Here is a 15,980-nt window from a genome sequence, read left to right on the forward strand (position 1 = left end):
AATCCCCATTCGGGTGTATCGGTGATAGTCTCCCGAAGTTGCCCGGGATCAATCCGTGACACCGGATCCCGTAAGCGATACGACTCCGTCACAGACACCGTGAGGGCTGTCGCGTCGCGCAGAACGGCGGATGGCGCCCGATTCATCCGCCCGGCTCAGCGTTGCGTCGGCGGATCCCGAGCGCGTCTGGAGAAGAGAAAGACAATCCCCCTTGATCAAGTACCTCGCGCGCCGTGCCCTCGGCTGGCTGCTCATGATCGTGGTCGCGACGAACCTCACCTACTTCCTCGCGTGGGGCTTCCTCGATCCGCGCAGCAACTACGTGGGCCGTCGCCCTCCGCTCAGTGAAGAGCAGATCAACAACCTCCTCGTGCCTCGCAACCTCAGCGACACCGTGCCGCTCATCGAGCGCTGGTGGAACTGGTTCACGGGCATCCTGCTGCGCTGGGACTGGGGTGTCAGCCCGACCGGCGGCTCGGTCAACGAGCAGGTCGCCTACCGCATGTGGGTCAGCGCGGAGCTCGTCCTCGGCGCCACCATCATCACGACGGTCCTCGGCATCGCGCTGGGCGTCTACACCGCCTCCCGGCAGTACAAGCTCGCCGACCGCATCGGGCAGGCCACCAGCATCATCACGCTGAACATCCCGATCGTCGTGGCGGCCTTCGCGATCGTGCTGCTCGCGATCGGCCTCAACAACGCCACCGGCACCCGCATCTTCTACGTGACCGGCAATGCGAGCCAAGGCGTCGAAGGCTTCTTCCCGACCTTGATAGACGTCCTGCAGCATCTGACGCTGCCGACCATAGCCCTGGTCCTCACCGGCTATGCGAGCATCCACTTCCTCCAGCGCTCGCTGCTGCTGGACAACATCAACGCCGACTACGTCCGCACCGCGCGGGCCAAGGGCCTCACCAAGCAGCAGGCCATCCGCAAGCACGCCCTGCGCACGTCGCTGATCCCGGTCGCCACCCAGGTGGCCTTCACGATCCCCGCGATCTTCACCGGCGCCGTCCTGACCGAGACGATCTTCGCCTGGAACGGCATGGGCAAGTACTTCATCGAGACCATCTCGAAGAACGACATCCACGGCACGGTCGCCATCGCGGCCTTCGGCGCGGTCCTCACGGCGATCGGCGCCATCCTCGCCGACATCGCCGTCGTGGTCCTCGATCCTCGTGTGAGAGTGAGCTGACATGAGCACCGACATGCTCGACCCGACCATCCACCCCGAGCCGGAGGCCGCGGGCCCGGAGACCACGCGCGTCGCCACCAAGCGCCTGTCGAAGTGGACGCTGTACTGGCGCCGGTTCTCCCGCAACCGCGGCGCGCTCATCGGCCTCGTGATCTTCGCCCTGCTCGTGCTGTTCGCGATCTTCGGGCCGCTGATCGCCCGCTACGACCACACCGAACTCGACTTCCTGAACCTCAGCACCCCGCCGTCGGCGGAGCACTGGTTCGGTACGAACAACGCCGGCAACGACCTGTTCGCCCAGGTCGCCGTCGGCCTGCAGCGCTCACTCATGATCGCCCTCACGGTCTCGATCGGCGTGACGATCGTGTCCGCGCTCGTCGGCACCGCAGCCGCCTACTTCGGCGGCTGGACCGAGCGCATCTCGCTCCTCGTCATCCACTTCATGATGGTGATCCCGAGCTTCCTCATCCTCGCGATGATCTCCAACAAGGCGGGCGGCGACTGGCGCGTGATCGCGCTCATCATGATCTTCGTGATCGGGTGGTACTTCCCTGCCCGCGTCATCTGGACCATGGCGCTGTCCCTGCGTGAGCGCGAGTACGTCAGCGCGGCCCGGTACATGGGCGTCGGCGGCATGAAGATCGTGCTGCGTCACCTGCTGCCGAACATCGGCTCGCTGCTCGTGATCAACTTCACGCTCGGCGTCGTGACCGCGGTCGTCACCGAGACCGGCCTGTCCTTCCTCGGGTTCGGCGTGAAGATCCCCGACGTGTCGCTCGGTGCGCTGATCGGCGCCGGTTCGAGCTCGCTCACCACGGCCCCCTGGCTGTTCTACTTCCCGGCGGCGGCGCTGACCCTGCTGACCGTGTCGATGGCGCTGATCGCCGACGGCCTGCGCGACGCCCTCGACCCCACCTCGGCTGCAGGAGGCCGCGCATGACCAACGTCCTCTCCGTCCGCGACCTCAAGGTCAGCTTCGCCTCCGAAGCCGGCCGCGTCGACGCCGTCCGCGGTGTCTCCTTCGATCTCGAGGCCGGCAAGACGCTCGGCATCGTCGGCGAGTCCGGCTCCGGCAAGTCGGTCACGTCGCTCGCGATCATGGGACTCCTCGACGAGAACGCCAAGGTCACCGGATCGATCATGTACGACGGGCAGGAGCTCATCGGCATGACGGACAAGCAGCTGTCCGTGATCCGCGGCAACGGCATGTCGATGGTGTTCCAGGACCCGCTGACCTCGCTCACGCCCGTGTACACCGTGGGCGACCAGCTCATCGAGGCGCTCACGGTGCACCGCAGCCTCTCCAAGAAGGAGGCGTGGGACCGCTCGGTCGAGCTGCTCACCCTCGTGGGCATCACCGAGCCGGAGCGGCGGATGAAGTCGTTCCCGCACGAGTTCTCCGGCGGCATGCGGCAGCGCGTCGTGATCGCCATCGCGATGGCCAACAACCCCAAGCTCATCATCTGCGACGAGCCCACCACGGCGCTCGACGTGACGATCCAGGCGCAGATCCTCGATCTGATCGAGAAGGCGCAGGACGAGACCGGCGCCGCCGTGATCATGATCACGCACGACATGGGCGTCGTCGCCCGCACCGCCGACGACGTGCTCGTGATGTACGCGGGCAAGCCCGTGGAGCACGCGCCCGTGCGCGAGCTCTTCCACAAGACCCGCATGCCGTACTCGATCGGCCTGCTGGGCGCGATCCCCCGCGTGGACAAGGTGGAGAAGGAGCCGCTGACCCCGATCAAGGGCAACCCGCCGCTGCTGATCGACCTGCCCGACGCGTGCCCGTTCGCCGACCGCTGCCCGATCGTCATGGACGCCTGCCGCGCCAAGGAGCCCGAGCTGCTGCCCGTGGCCACCGGCTCCGGCAGCATGCACCAGGCGGCCTGCATCCGCGCGCACGAGATCGAGGACGACGGCCTGCTCGGCGGTCTGCCCATCTACCCCGTGCGGCAGACGCCCGAGAGCAGCCTGACGGTCACACCGCGCGAGGAGCGTCCCATCACGCTCGAGGTGAAGAACCTGCGCAAGACCTTCCCGCTGCTCAAGGGCGCGTTCCTCAAGCGCAAGGTCGGCGAGGTGCACGCGATCAAGGGCATCTCCTTCGACGTGCGCGAGGGCGAGACCATGGCCATCGTCGGCGAGTCCGGCAGCGGCAAGACCACCACCCTGCTGCAGATCATGGACATGGTGAAGCAGACGGAGGGCGACATCGTGATCGCCGGCACGAGCGTGAACGACATCCGCAGCCGCAAGGTGGAGCGGGCGCTGCGCCGCGACATCCAGATCGTGTTCCAGGACCCGATGGGGGCGCTGGACCCGCGCATGACGGTGGCCGACATCATCTCCGAGCCGCTGTTCGCGATCGGCACGCCGAAGGAGGAGGCCCACCGCCGCGTGGACGAGCTGATGGATCTCGTCGGCCTCAACCCCGCGCACAGCGACCGCTTCCCCCAGGCATTCTCGGGCGGTCAGCGACAGCGCATCGGCATCGCCAGGGCCCTGTCGACCAATCCGAAGATCGTCGTCCTCGACGAGCCGGTCTCCGCGCTCGACGTGTCGATCCAGGCCGGCGTCATCAACCTGCTCGACGAGCTGAAGGTCAAGCTCGGGCTGTCCTACCTGTTCGTGGCGCACGACCTCTCGGTCGTCCGGCACATCGCCGACCGCGTGGCCGTGATGTACCTGGGCGAGTTCGTGGAGCACGGCGACGTGGACGAGGTCTTCGACAACCCGAAGCACCCCTACACGCAGGCGCTGCTCTCGGCGATCCCGGTGCCCGACCCCGACATCGAGCGCACCCGCGAGCGGGTCGTCTTCGACGCGGAGACCATGACGACGAAGCCCGCCACGGTCTGAGCGGCAGCCCGCTCGTCCCTGGTCACCGTCCGATAACGGTTAGGCGCGATTCACTCCGGGGCGGTATACCGGTCGCGACCGCGAACTATTCTTCCCTTTATGAAACGCCGAAAGGCGAAAGGAGCACCATGAAGAACAAGAAGTTGCTGGGGGCGATCGCGATCAGCGGCGCCCTCGCACTCGCCCTCGCGGGCTGCGCGAGCGGTTCCGGAAACACCGGTGGCGGGGACAACGGAGGCGAGCCGGTCGAGACCAAGACCGCCGACTACAACCCGCAGGACCGCAGCAACCTCCAGGAGGGTGGCGAGGTCAACTTCCCGATCAACGAGATCCCGGAGCAGCTCAACGCCTTCAACGGCGACGGCAGCGCAGACACCGTTCGTCTGTGGTCGTGGTACATGCCGCAGATCCTGCTCGTGTCGCCGGAGGGCGAGGTCACCAAGAACGACGCCTATCTCGACGCCTACGACATCGGCGAGAAGGATGGCAACACGACCATCACCTTCACGTTCAAGGACGAGGCCCACTTCAACGACGGCACGGACATGGACTGGACCGCCATCGACGCGACGTGGAAGGCGAACCGCTCGTACGACGAGGGCTTCACCCCCAACGCGACTGACGGCTACAAGCAGATCAAGAGCGTCGAGCAGGGCGACACGGCGAAGACCGCCGTCGTCACCTTCGACGGCGTGTACGCCTGGCCGTCCATGGCGTTCCTCACCGGTGGCGTGCTGCACCCGGCCGTCGCCGACCCGGCCGTCTTCAACGAGGGCTTCATCGGCAACCCGCACCCCGAGTGGGGCGCCGGTCCGTACACGATCGACACGTTCGACGCCAACGGCGGCTTCGTCTCCTTCAAGCCGAACCCCGAGTGGTGGGGCAACGCTCCCCTGCTCGACTCGGTGACCTTCACGGCCATGGAGCCCGACGCTGCGATCAACGCCTTCAAGAACGGCGAGATCGACATGGTGAACACCAACACCAACGACCGCCTCAAGCAGGTCCAGGACGTCGATGACACCACGGTGCGTCGCGCACAGCAGACCGCCAAGACGATCATCATGGTCGACGCCGACAAGCCGCAGTTCGAGGACATCGACGTGCGCAAGGCGTTCTTCATGGGCATCAACATCGATCAGCAGAAGCAGATCGCGTGGAACGGCCTCGGCTACGAGGAGCCCGTCGCCGGTTCGCTGAACCTGTACTCGTTCCAGGACGGCTACGCCGACTCCTTCGCCACCGCCGGCCTGAAGCACGACGTCGACGCGGCCAAGAAGCTGCTCGACGACGCCGGCTGGACCGAGGGCGAGGACGGCATCCGCGAGAAGGACGGCGAGAAGCTGACCATCACCTACCCGGTGTTCGGTGAGGACCCGACGCTGGAGGCCCTCGCGAAGTCGCTCCAGGCGCAGCAGAAGGAGATCGGCATCGACATGCAGATCGACGTGCGCCCCTCGGCCGACTTCTCGAATGACCTGACCTCGAAGAACTGGGACGCCGTGTCCCTCCGCTTCACCGACTCCGACCCGTTCGGTCCGGCCTGGTTCTGCCAGCTGTACTGCTCGGACAGCCAGCTGAACCTCTCGGCGACCGGCTCCGCGGAGATCGACAAGCAGATCGCCGACGACGTCGAGTCGCAGAAGGACGCCGAGTCCTGGACCGCGGCCGCGATGGAGCTCGAGCCGAAGATCGTCGAGGAGACGTGGGGCGTCATCCCGCTGTACAGCGGCCCCTCGATCTACGTGGTCAAGAACGGCCTGGCGAACCTCACGCCGGAGCCCTACGTCGGTCTCGACCTGTTCGGCGTCACGCCGGTCGAGAACGTCGGCTGGGAGAAGTAACACTCTCTGACACAGCTCGTGTCGAAGCGGGGTCGGTGGTCCTTCCACCGGCCCCGCTTCCGTATGCTGAGGGCGTGAGCGTGCAGACCGTCCTCGTGCACGGCATCCGCACGTCGGCCACCATGTGGCGCTCGCAGGTCGCGTACCTGGAGGAGACAGGGCACCCCGTCAGCGCGGTCGACCTTCCCGGACACGGCTCCCGGATGGACGAGGACTTCACGCTGCACGAGGCGCTGCACACGATCGACGCCGCTGTGCGTCAGGCGGCGGCGAAGGGACCCGTGCTGCTGGCGGGGCACTCGATGGGCGGGCTGCTCTCGCTCGCCTACACCGGTGGGGCCGAGCGGCCGCCGGTCGACGGGCTCGTCGCGGCGGCGTGCACCTCGCTCCCCCAGGGCGCCGGGCTCCGCGCGTACCGGCTGTTCGCGCGGGCCGTGGACTCGCTGCCCGACCGCGGCATGTGGCTCACGCAGCGCATGCTCGCCGCGACCATCCCGCTGGAGAACCGGGCCGACTTCGCGGCGGGCGGCTACGCGCTCGACATGCAGGACACGGCGCTGCAGAGCCTGGCGGCGCTCGACGTAGCCGCCGCCGTGCCACGCATCGACGTGCCGCTGTGGTTCGTGAACGGCCAGTACGACCAGCTGCGCATGAACGAGGCCCTGTTCCGCCGCCTGGCGCCGCAGGCCGAGCTCATCATCGTGCCGCGCACGACGCACCTGGTCACGGCCATGCGTCCCCGCGTGTTCAACGCGGTGCTGGCCCTCGCGATCGCCACCGTGACCGAGCGGGCTTCGTCGTCATGACCGCGACGGCTGCCGTGCGCACGCCGTGAGCGCGCCCCCGACGAGGGAGAGCACCGCCGCGGCGAGGAACACCAGCCAGAAGCCGCCGACCAGCGCCACGAGCCCCGCGCCGAGGACCGGCCCGATCAGCTGCCCCAGGGCCGCCGTCACATTCACGATGCCGAGGTCGCGCGCATGGTCCTGCTCGTCCGGGAGCAGATCAGCGGCGAACGCGAGGCCGACCGTGGAGAAGGCGCCGTAGCCGAGCCCCATCAGGGCGGCGGCGACCATCGTCATCTCGAACGTGGGAACCAGCACGATCGCGACACCCGAGGCCGCCTGCACCACGGTCGCCGCGACGGTCAGCGTGCGCCGACGCCCCGTGCGATCGGACACGATGCCCGTCACCACCGAGGCCAGCACCACGAACACCGTGTAGACCACGATCAGCAGCAGCAGGTTGTCCTGAGCGGCGGTGCTCTCCTGCCCGAGACCGTGCAGGAGGAAGAACAGGAACAGCGCCGTGCCGAGCGCATTGCCGATGTTGGTGACGAGCCGGCCGGACAGCATCCACGCGAAGTCCCGGTCCCGCAGCGAGGCGAGGCGCGGACGCCCCACGGTGGAGGGACGCTGGGCCACCGTGGTCGGCGGATCGGGCAGCAGCAGCGCGGCGGCCGTCCCCGCCACGGCGATCACCCCCGCGAGCAGCAGGTAGCCGGAGACGATGTCGAGCCCGAGCAGCACGACGAGCCCCACGCCCAGCACGATGCCGACCGCCTGGCTGGAGCCCACCGCCGCCGACGCCGCACCCCGCTGCGGGGTCGGCAGCTGATCGGCGATGAGGGCCGTGAACGCGGCAGAGGACACCGCGACCCCCACCGACACCCCCACCCACCCTGCTCCGACGGCCCACGGACCCGCGGCGAAGCCGGTGAGCACCAGGCACGCCGCGGTCAGCCAGACGCCGCCGAGCGCCCACGGGCGGCGACGATGTCGTCCGGCCCTCGCGCGATCCGACAGCGCGCCGGCGAGTGGACCCGCCACGACGCCGGCGAGTCCGCCCACACCGAGCACGAGGCCGGAGGAGACGACGCCGAGGATCCAGTCACCCTCCGGGGTGTCGAGCTGCAGCGGCAGCAGCAGCTGCACGGGCGTGAGCTGCACCGTCCAGATCGCGAGCCACGCGAACGTGAACAGCGACATCCACCGCAGCCCGACGCGGCCGACGCGGGTCGCGGGCAGCGCGGTCATCGCTGCGCCGCCGCTGCGGAGGTCGATGCGAGCGCACGCGCCCGCCCGATCAGCTCGCGGTACCAGTCGTACGAGGCCTTGGGTGTGCGCACGCCGGACGCGAAGTCGACGTGCACGAGCCCGAAGCGCTGCGTGTAGCCGTCCGCCCACTCCCAGTTGTCGAGCAGCGACCACACCGTGTACTCCTCGACCGGCACGCCCGCCTCGATGGCCTCGCCCACGGCGGCGATGTGTCCGGCCAGGTACTCGATGCGCTGCGTGTCCTCGACGCGTCCTGCGCTCTCCGGTTCCGGAAAGGAGGCGCCGTTCTCGCCGATGATCACGGGCGGCAGCCCCGGGTGCCGCCCGTGCAGATCGACGAGGAGCTCTCGCAGCGCGGAGGGCATGATGGGCCACTCCGGCCCGAAGCCCGTGACCGGGACACCGGGAGTGGGAACGAGGTCGAACGGGATCGGGCTGCCCTTGGCGGCCGCCGTCACCGTCGTGGGGTTGTAGAAGTTGACACCATAGAAGTCGATCGACGCGCCGATCGTCTCGAGATCGTCCTCCAGGACCGGCAGCGGCGGGAGGCCGTACGCCTGCAGATCCGGGTAGGACCCCGCGAGGAGAGGTTCGCTGAAGATCCGGTTGTGCAGCAGGTCGTACAGGAAGGCGGCCTCCCTGTCCTCCGCGGTGTCGTGCAGCGGCAGCACCCAGGTGTGGTTGTTCACCAAGCCCACGGCACCGGCTCCGTGCTCGCGGAGCGCCGCGGCCGCTCTGGCGTGGGCGAGCAGCTGATGGTGCGCGGTCGGCAGCGCGCCGAACAGCAGCTGCTTCCCCGGTGCGAGCGCGCCCACCGCATAGCCCTGGAGGGTCGTCATCGCCGGCTCGTTCAGGGTGTACCAGCTGCTCACGCGGTCGCCGAGACGCGCCGCGACAAGGGCGGCGTACTCACCGAAACGCTCGGCGGTGTCACGGTTCAGCCAGCCTCCCGCGGCCTCCACGGCGCTCGGCATCTCCCAGTGGAACAGCGTGGGGAACGGCGTGACACCGGCTTCCAGCATCTCGTCGACCGCGCGCGAGTAGTGGTCGAGAGCCGCCGTGTTGCCGTGACCGCGTCCATCCGGCTGCACCCGCGCCCACGGGATCGAGAAGCGATACCGGTCGAGTCCGAGGCCCGCGGCCAGGGCGGCGTCCTCCTCGCTGCGACGGTAGCTGTCGCACGCCGGCTCGGCCGTGGAGCCGTCGATGATGGCACCCGGCGCCGCGAGGTAGTCGTCCCAGATGGAGCGCCCTCCCCCGTCCGCGGTGCGAGAGCCCTCGATCTGGAAGGCGGAGGTCGCGGCGGACCACCGGAGTCGGGCGAGTGCTGGGGAGAGAACGGAGTCGGGGGTCATGGGGCTCCTTGACGTCATTGTCGGGTCAGCATGATTCTGCACCCGGTACCGTGGTGAGCGCGACGCAGTCTCTTCGGAGCGGCGTCGTTTCGCGTCACCCGCCCAGGTGCTGGTAGACTCGGCTCTTGGCTTGCGTGTGGGTTCTTCCCTCACGACCGCCGTGCAGCAGCCCTCTTCTGCTGCCGGCACTCCGAATCACTCCTGTACAGAAAGCGTCCACACGTGGCAAACATCAAGTCGCAGATCAAGCGCAACAAGACCAACGAGAAGGCTCACGAGCGCAACAAGGCCGTGAAGAGCGAGCTGAAGACTCTCGTCCGCCAGACCCGCGAGGCCGTCGCCGCCGGCGACAAGGCCGCCGCCGAGAAGGTCCTCAAGAAGGCCTCGGCGAAGCTCGACAAGGCCGTCAGCAAGGGCGTGCTGCACAAGAACCAGGCGTCCAACCGCAAGTCGGCCATCGCCAAGAAGGTCGCCGCTCTCTGAGCCACCGATCATCCGGAAGGCCCGTCTCCTCGTGAGGCGGGCCTTCTGCTTTCCCGCTCGGACTATCGCCTATCCCCCGAAGGGCTCACGCGTCGCGATGACCGTGACCATGCGCTCCAGGGCGAAGATCGGGTCGCGCGCGGCGCCCTTGACCTCGGCGCCCGCGCGCGCGGTCGCCTGGATGGCCATGCCGAGTGAACGCTCGTTCCAGCCGGTGAGGTCGCGCCGGGCCCGATCGACCTGCCAGTCCTTCATTCCGAGTCGCTGCGCGAGCTGACGGCTCGGTTCACGGTTGCCCGCGACGCGCGCCATCGTGCGCAGCTTCATCGCGAAGGCCGCAACCATGGGCACGGGGTCGGCGCCGGACGCGAGGGCATGCCGCAGCGCGATGAGCGCCTCGCCGTAGCGCCCGGCGATCGCGGTGTCCGCCACGACGAAGGCCGACACCTCCACCCGGCCGCCGTAGTACTTGGTCACCACGTCTTCGGTGATGTCGCCCTCGACGTCGCCGATCAGCTGCTGGCAGGCGGCCGCGAGCTCGGTGAGGTCGTCCGCGAAGGCGGAGACGAGGGCGCGCAGTGCGGCGGGCGCGATGCGTTTCTTCGCCGCCGCGAACTCCCCCGCCGCGAAGTCGACCCGGTCCCCGTCGCGCTTGATCGCGGGACACGCGATCTCGATGCCGCCTCCGGTCCCGGCGCGCAGCGCGTCGAGCAGCTTCTTGCCGCGGACGCTCGCTCCGGTGTGGCGCAGCACGACCGTGGCGCCCTCCTGCGGATTGTCCAGATAGGAGACGGCCTCCTGCAGGAATGCGTCCGAGCACTTCTCCACCCCGGAGACCCGCACCAGACGCGGCTCCCCGAACAGGGAGGGCGACGTGAGCGCGAGGAGGGTGCCCGGCGCGTAGTCATCGGCCCGCACGTCGCTGACCTCGAGAGCCGGATCCTCCGCGCGCAGATAGTCGCGGACACCGGCGATCGCCCGCTCGGCGCAGACCTCCTCGGGCCCGGACACCAGCACGAGCGGCGCCGGATGCGGCTCTCGCCACGACACCTGAGGGATCTTGCTGGGCTTCGCGCCACCACGGGCGGGAGGACGGGAAGCAGCCATGGATCCAGCCTACCGGCGGCCCCGGACACCCCGCTCACGGGGGCATCTCGCACATGGAGGCACGCCGCACCCAGAGGCACCGCACACGGACGCACGCCGCTCACGGAGGCACGCTATCCGTCCACACGGCGAGTGCGCCGTCCTGCACCCCGACCAGAATCCGTCCGCACTGATCCGTGCGCAGCACGCGTGCGCCCAGGCCCGCGAGCAGGTCGAGAGTCTCGCCGCGCGGATGCCCGTAGTCGTTGTCGGCGCCGACGCTGATCAGGGCGATCTTCGGGCGGAGCGCTTCGTAGAGCGCGGCGTCCTGGTCAGCACTGCCATGGTGGGCGACCTTGACCACCGCCTCCTCGGACAGCCGGGCGGTGCGCTGCAGCATCCGCTGCGGGGCGGCGGACAGGTCGGCGAGGAACAGCGACGGCGGCACTCCGCCCCCGCGGAACTCGACGACCACCCCGGTGTCATTGCTCGGCGGGAAGGCGACGGAATCAGCAAGAGGCCACAGCACGCGCCAGCTCGCGTCCCCGAGGTCTCCGCGCTGCCCCGCTGCGCCCTTCTGGGCACGGGCGCCCTCGGACTCGAAGGACGCGATCGTCGCGCGGTCGCGAGCATCCGCGGGCGGCCCGTGGAGCATCGTCGCGACGCGGCCGCGAACCGCGTCGAGCCCGCCCGCATGGTCGAGGTCGAAGTGCGTGAGGACCAGCAGATCGATGCGGTCAACGCCGAGCGATCGCAGACACGCGGCCAGGGGCTCGGGCGCCGGACCCGTGTCGATCAGCGCGACGGCCCCGGCGGAGCGCACCACGAGCGCATCGCCCTGCCCGACATCGCACGCGGCGATCGTCCACGACTCGGGCGTGGTCGCGGCAGCGAGCGGACCGTCCAGAAGGGCGGTCGACCCGCCCAACGCCCCCGTCACCACCAGGACGGCCACTGCCCCGGCGTGAGCCAGGGCGCGACCGCCCGGTGCACGCGGTGCCCCTGGACGACGCTCGCGGGTCGACCGCTTCAGCACACTGTCGGTGCGCGCGGTCGGCTCGCGCACTCGCGCCCACCCGGGCCCCTCCGCACTCGCGATGCGTCCGAGTCCCTCCGCACCCTCTGTGCTCCCCGGACGCCCCGTCCTCACCGCCGTGTCGGCACTCTCGACGCTCTCGGCACTCCCCGGACGCCCCGTCCCCGTGGGCCCCTCCGGATTCCTGGGCTCCTCCGCACTCCCGACGGTCCCCACACTCCACACACTTCCCGGAATGCGATCCGTACCGCGCGTGGACGGCATGCGGCCGGGACCGATGCACACGATGCCGATCGACGCGCTCACAGCCGCGACGAGCAGGGCGCTCACGATTCCGGGGGGAACCAGCATCGCGGCACCGGGCAGCTCGGCGGTCGTCCGGGCGACCGTGGCGATCCAGGCAGCAGGAAGCCAGGCTGCTGCCGCCAGCAGGTCCGCCAGCAGCGGGATCGGGGCTGTCAGACACGCCAGCAGGCCGATCACCGTCGCCACCGGTGCTGCGGGTTCCGCGATCAGGTTCGCGACGACGCCCACCAGGGACTGCTGCGCGGCGAACAGAGCGATGATCGGCGCACACGCCAGCTGTGCCGAGAGCGGGACGGCGACGGCCACCGCGAGAGGCACCGGAAGCCACCGCCCCAGCCCCGCGGCCAGCGGTGGCGCGAGCAGGACGAGGGCTCCGGAAGCCGCGACCGAGAGCGCGAAGCCGGGCGTCGACGCGAGCCAGGGATCCCCCAGCAGGATCGCGACCACGCACACTGCGAGGATCCCCGCGCCCGCACTCGGCCGCCCCACCAGCAGTCCGAGCATCCCGGCGCCCGCCATCACGGCCGCCCTGATCACGCTGGGCTCGGGGGTGACCAGCACCACGAACCCCGCCAGCGACGCCGCGGCGAGCAGGATCCGCAGGCGTCGTCCACCACCGCACAGTGCGGTGAGGCCGAACACCGCCCCCACCACGATCGCGCAGTTCGCTCCGGACACGGCCGTGAGATGACTCAGGCCGCTCGTGCGCATGTCGGCATCGAGCTCTGGCGACACGGCGGTCGTGTCGCCCACCGCCAGTCCGGGCAGCAGGCCGCTTCCCGGTTCGGGCAGCTCCGTGGCCCGGGACACGAAGCTCCGGCGCAGGTTCGCCGCGATCCCGAAGACCCCCGTGGCAGGGGCGGCGACATCGACCGTGGACGCGAACAGCACGAGAGCGGCGCGCTCCTCCGGCCCCGTCGCCACCGTCTCGCCCACGACACGGATCCTCGCACCGAGATCGACGCCCGCGAGCGGCGCGACCCCCACTCGGATCGGCGCGGTCACCGGCGAGAGATGCCCCGGCGGCCCCACGTCGCTCGTGACCGCGTCGAACCAGAGCCGGCCGTCCGCGCCCACCGATGCGGACGAGGCGACGTCAGCCACCGCCTCCACCACCCGCCCGCGCTGCGCGGCGACCGCCTCTCGCGCCGGAAGAGCGAGCGCGGCCGAGAACGCCACGCCGGACGCCGCCGCGCACATCAGCACGATCAGCCCGGCCGTGGACGCCCGACCGGGCGCTGCTCCCTCGCCTCCGGCCGTGGTCGTCCGGCCACCCTTCGGATCGGCGGAGCACGTCGCTCGCCCTCGTCTGCCGTGGCGCGTGCGCGATCCCGCCGCCGCTGCCGCAGGACTCGCCCTCGTCGCCTGGCGCTGCCACCACTCGATCGCCAGAGTCACCAGCGCCGCCCCCAGGCTCACGCCCGCACTCGCCCACGCCGCCGGAGGCACGAGCACCGACAGGAGCGCCGACACCCACGCGCCCAGAGCCACCGGCACCACGCGCAGGTCTGCCCCCTTCACACGCGCACCGCGTCACGCAGACCTGCGAGCAGCTTCTCCCCGATGCCCGGCACGGCCAGCAGGTCGTCCACCGCACGGAAAGGTCCGTTCTCGTCCCGCCAGGCGACGATGCGCGCAGCCAATGCGGGACCGATGCGCGGCAGCGTGTCGAGCGTGCCCTCGTCTGCGGCGTTGAGGTCGATGCGCGGATCCGTCTCCGCGCTCGTCGTCGCCGTCGCAGCTCCCACGGCGGGCACGACGAGCTGCTCTCCGTCTTCGAGCCGTCGTGCGAGGTTCACCGCCGCGAGGTCGGCCGTGTCGCTCGTACCGCCCGCCGCCGCGATCGCATCCATGACGCGCGCATCCGCAGCGAGCACGTACAGCCCCGGGCTCCCGACCGCCCCGAGCACGTGCACGTAGAGCTCTCCGACCGCGGCAACCGCGGTGGCCGGCGCACTCTGCTCTGTCCACGGCACCGCGGCGTCCGGTGCGGCCCGACCCCGGAGAAGCCCCAGGCCGACCGCCGCGGACAGCACTACGATGCCGAGCACGACGGCCGCGCCCACGCTCAGTCGCAGGCGCCGGCGGAAGGGTGGCGGAGGCGACGGGGCATCGGCAGCGGGCATCAGCCCACGCTAAGCCTGTGCCCCGCGTCGCACGGGACCGCGCCACGATGCTCGTGGACACCCCCGCAAAACACCGATCTGTGGAGGAACGCCACGCTCTGGGTCGCAGGTCTGACGGGTCACCCGTCGGACGCCCCGCTCCACTGTGCGCACACTGGCCATCGACGGTCGTGGACAGCCGTCGAAATCAGCGCACGGCTGCCCACTGCATCGACGTGTCGATGCCCCTCATCGCTTCAATGACTCCATCAACCGACGCCGCGAAGCGCGCACAGTGTCTCGTTCGGAGCGACGAAGTCGGAGGTCACCGACCAGTCCGTCGTAGCTCCGCCGTCGACCTCGACAGTTGCCTGACCGGAACCAACCACCGTAGCCGCCGAGTTCGTGAAGAACACGGTCACCACGTACGACGCGTCATCCTCGGTGGGGTTTGTGACTGTACCAGCTGCCGTCCAGCCGCCATCGGACGCGGCACAGGAGGTGATCTTCGCGGCGCTACGCACGGCCGGTGAGTTCGGGATATCCGACGGCAGCTTCGTCGCGCCGACGACTCCTGGTTCCTCGCCGGGGAGCTGCGGGCCGCTCGTCGCTGTGATACTCGGACGAGGCGTCTCTTCCTGGGCTTGCGGTGTGCAGGCCGTGATCGCGAGGACGACCGCACAGACGGCCACGATGCGGGATACGAGGTGTCCACGTTCGGAGAATGACATTTTCAATCCTTTGATGTCGAGATTCGCGGGGGTAACGCGACGCGAACCCCCGCGAATCTGAGCTTTCTACGCGTGACTCTTGCGCCTCCGCGCTCCAGGAAGAAGTAGCGCGCCGAGAGACAGCATCAGTACACCGATGAGCACGCCGCCGGACACTGTACCTCCGGTGACAGCCAGCCCGGATGCGGGGGTCGGCACGACTGGAGTCACCGCACGCGCCGATGGCGGGTCGACCGGGTCCCCGTTCGGCGCGTTGCCCGACGCCGTCGCAACGTTCCATACCTCGCCACGGCTCACATCCGCCGCCGTGATCGAATGAGTTGGCACCGTGCATGTCATGGTCTCGCCCGATGCAAGCGTCGTGGTCGGGCACGTGACAGTTCCGGCCGCGGGGTCGGAGACGGTGATGTCATCGATGGTCTGCGCACCTGTGTTGGTGACGAGGATCGACCACTCGATGCGGTCCCCGAGGTCTGCGACGCCGTTTCGGTTGACGTCGACAGTTGTTGCGCGCTTCTCGATCCCAAGAGTGGTGGCACCGTCGAATGGCACATCCACCGTTGAAGGAGGCGAGACGGGCGGTGCCCCTGCGGGCGGGACGCCTGTGGCTGTGGCGGTGTTCGTCAGCAGCCCAGAGTCCACATCGCCTTGCGTGGTCGTGTAAGTCGCTGTGCAGACGATCACCTGACCAGGCAGCAGGTTCGCCGCATCATCCGGGCACTCGATGGACGACAGTTCTCCCTCTCCTGAGAACTCGGTCTCGTCGACGGTCACGTCCTTCAGCGCAACGTTGCCGTCATTAGTAACGACGAACGAGTACGTCAACATCTGCCCCACCGTGGTCATCGCTGATGGGGTGGCCGACTTGACGACTGTGATCGCTGGGGCCGGGGCCGAGGGCACCTCCACCGTGGACT

The 15,980-nt window shown here is 69.4% G+C and carries 12 protein-coding genes and 1 pseudogene; 6 read left to right on the forward strand and 7 right to left on the reverse strand.

Annotated features, from left to right (window positions below; genetic code table 11):
• Positions 1-211: 211 nt before the first annotated feature.
• From M3C17_RS10030 to M3C17_RS10050, 5 genes are all read left to right on the forward strand, one after another.
• Positions 212-1,195: an ABC transporter permease gene (locus M3C17_RS10030; RefSeq protein ID WP_259977571.1), complete on the forward strand. Its 984-nt coding sequence runs from the start codon at positions 212-214 to the stop codon at positions 1,193-1,195.
• 1 nt (position 1,196) lies between these two features.
• Entirely contained in the window at positions 1,197-2,135 is a 939-nt protein-coding gene (locus tag M3C17_RS10035) for an ABC transporter permease (RefSeq protein WP_259977573.1), read from the forward strand.
• On the forward strand, positions 2,132-4,060 hold the full coding sequence (locus M3C17_RS10040; protein WP_259977574.1) for an ABC transporter ATP-binding protein: 1,929 nt from the start codon (positions 2,132-2,134) through the stop codon (positions 4,058-4,060). The genes M3C17_RS10035 and M3C17_RS10040 overlap by 4 nt, the downstream gene beginning before the upstream one ends.
• A 128-nt stretch (positions 4,061-4,188) precedes the next feature.
• Entirely contained in the window at positions 4,189-5,904 is a 1,716-nt protein-coding gene (locus tag M3C17_RS10045; RefSeq protein WP_259977575.1) for an ABC transporter family substrate-binding protein, read from the forward strand.
• 74 nt (positions 5,905-5,978) lie between these two features.
• Positions 5,979-6,710, forward strand: a complete 732-nt coding sequence (locus tag M3C17_RS10050) for an alpha/beta fold hydrolase (RefSeq protein ID WP_259977576.1) — start codon at positions 5,979-5,981, stop codon at positions 6,708-6,710.
• On the opposite strand, the gene M3C17_RS10055 is transcribed toward M3C17_RS10050, so the two are convergent.
• Both M3C17_RS10055 and M3C17_RS10060 read right to left on the reverse strand, forming a co-directional pair.
• On the reverse strand, positions 6,705-7,940 hold the full coding sequence (locus tag M3C17_RS10055; protein ID WP_259977577.1) for an MFS transporter: 1,236 nt from the start codon (positions 7,938-7,940) through the stop codon (positions 6,705-6,707). The two genes, M3C17_RS10050 and M3C17_RS10055, sit on opposite strands and share 6 nt — an antisense overlap.
• Complete coding sequence (locus M3C17_RS10060; RefSeq protein WP_259977579.1) at positions 7,937-9,316, reverse strand: GH1 family beta-glucosidase; 1,380 nt, start codon at positions 9,314-9,316, stop codon at positions 7,937-7,939. Before M3C17_RS10060 ends, M3C17_RS10055 begins: the two co-directional genes overlap by 4 nt.
• 222 nt (positions 9,317-9,538) lie before the next feature.
• Between M3C17_RS10060 and rpsT the strand changes: the two genes are divergently transcribed.
• Positions 9,539-9,799 carry a 30S ribosomal protein S20 gene (rpsT, locus tag M3C17_RS10065; protein WP_259977581.1) on the forward strand — a complete coding sequence of 87 codons (261 nt, stop codon included), beginning with the start codon at positions 9,539-9,541 and terminating at the stop codon, positions 9,797-9,799.
• Between the two features lie 69 nt (positions 9,800-9,868).
• On the opposite strand, the gene holA is transcribed toward rpsT, so the two are convergent.
• The 5 genes and pseudogenes from holA to M3C17_RS10090 form a co-directional block, all read right to left on the reverse strand.
• Positions 9,869-10,906, reverse strand: coding sequence for a DNA polymerase III subunit delta (gene holA / locus M3C17_RS10070; protein ID WP_259977582.1), 1,038 nt, complete (start codon positions 10,904-10,906; stop codon positions 9,869-9,871).
• Positions 10,907-11,006: 100 nt separating this feature from the next.
• Positions 11,007-13,748, reverse strand: a complete 2,742-nt coding sequence (locus M3C17_RS10075; RefSeq protein WP_259977583.1) for a ComEC/Rec2 family competence protein — start codon at positions 13,746-13,748, stop codon at positions 11,007-11,009.
• On the reverse strand, positions 13,745-14,353 hold the full coding sequence (locus tag M3C17_RS10080; RefSeq protein ID WP_259977584.1) for a ComEA family DNA-binding protein: 609 nt from the start codon (positions 14,351-14,353) through the stop codon (positions 13,745-13,747). The genes M3C17_RS10075 and M3C17_RS10080 overlap by 4 nt, the downstream gene beginning before the upstream one ends.
• 248 nt (positions 14,354-14,601) lie before the next feature.
• Complete coding sequence (locus tag M3C17_RS10085) at positions 14,602-15,063, reverse strand: hypothetical protein (RefSeq protein WP_259977586.1); 462 nt, start codon at positions 15,061-15,063, stop codon at positions 14,602-14,604.
• A 66-nt stretch (positions 15,064-15,129) separates the two neighbouring features.
• Positions 15,130-15,980 (reverse strand): annotated as a pseudogene (locus M3C17_RS10090) (hypothetical protein); the annotation flags it as partial.

The sequence above is a fragment of the Microbacterium sp. p3-SID336 genome (genome assembly GCF_025143365.1).
GTDB lineage: Bacteria > Actinomycetota > Actinomycetes > Actinomycetales > Microbacteriaceae > Microbacterium.

Bases quoted from the DNA above. Each gene is read 5' to 3' on its own strand.
- M3C17_RS10040 (WP_259977574.1), top strand. From the start codon at position 2,132: ATGACCAACGTCCTCTCCGTCCGCGACCTCAAGGTCAGCTTCGCCTCC.
- M3C17_RS10055 (WP_259977577.1), bottom strand. From the start codon at position 7,940: ATGACCGCGCTGCCCGCGACCCGCGTCGGCCGCGTCGGGCTGCGGTGG.
- M3C17_RS10080 (WP_259977584.1), bottom strand. From the start codon at position 14,353: ATGCCCGCTGCCGATGCCCCGTCGCCTCCGCCACCCTTCCGCCGGCGC.
- M3C17_RS10085 (WP_259977586.1), bottom strand. From the start codon at position 15,063: ATGTCATTCTCCGAACGTGGACACCTCGTATCCCGCATCGTGGCCGTC.
- M3C17_RS10060 (WP_259977579.1), bottom strand. From the start codon at position 9,316: ATGACCCCCGACTCCGTTCTCTCCCCAGCACTCGCCCGACTCCGGTGG.
- M3C17_RS10035 (WP_259977573.1), top strand. From the start codon at position 1,197: ATGAGCACCGACATGCTCGACCCGACCATCCACCCCGAGCCGGAGGCC.
- holA (WP_259977582.1), bottom strand. From the start codon at position 10,906: ATGGCTGCTTCCCGTCCTCCCGCCCGTGGTGGCGCGAAGCCCAGCAAG.
- M3C17_RS10045 (WP_259977575.1), top strand. From the start codon at position 4,189: ATGAAGAACAAGAAGTTGCTGGGGGCGATCGCGATCAGCGGCGCCCTC.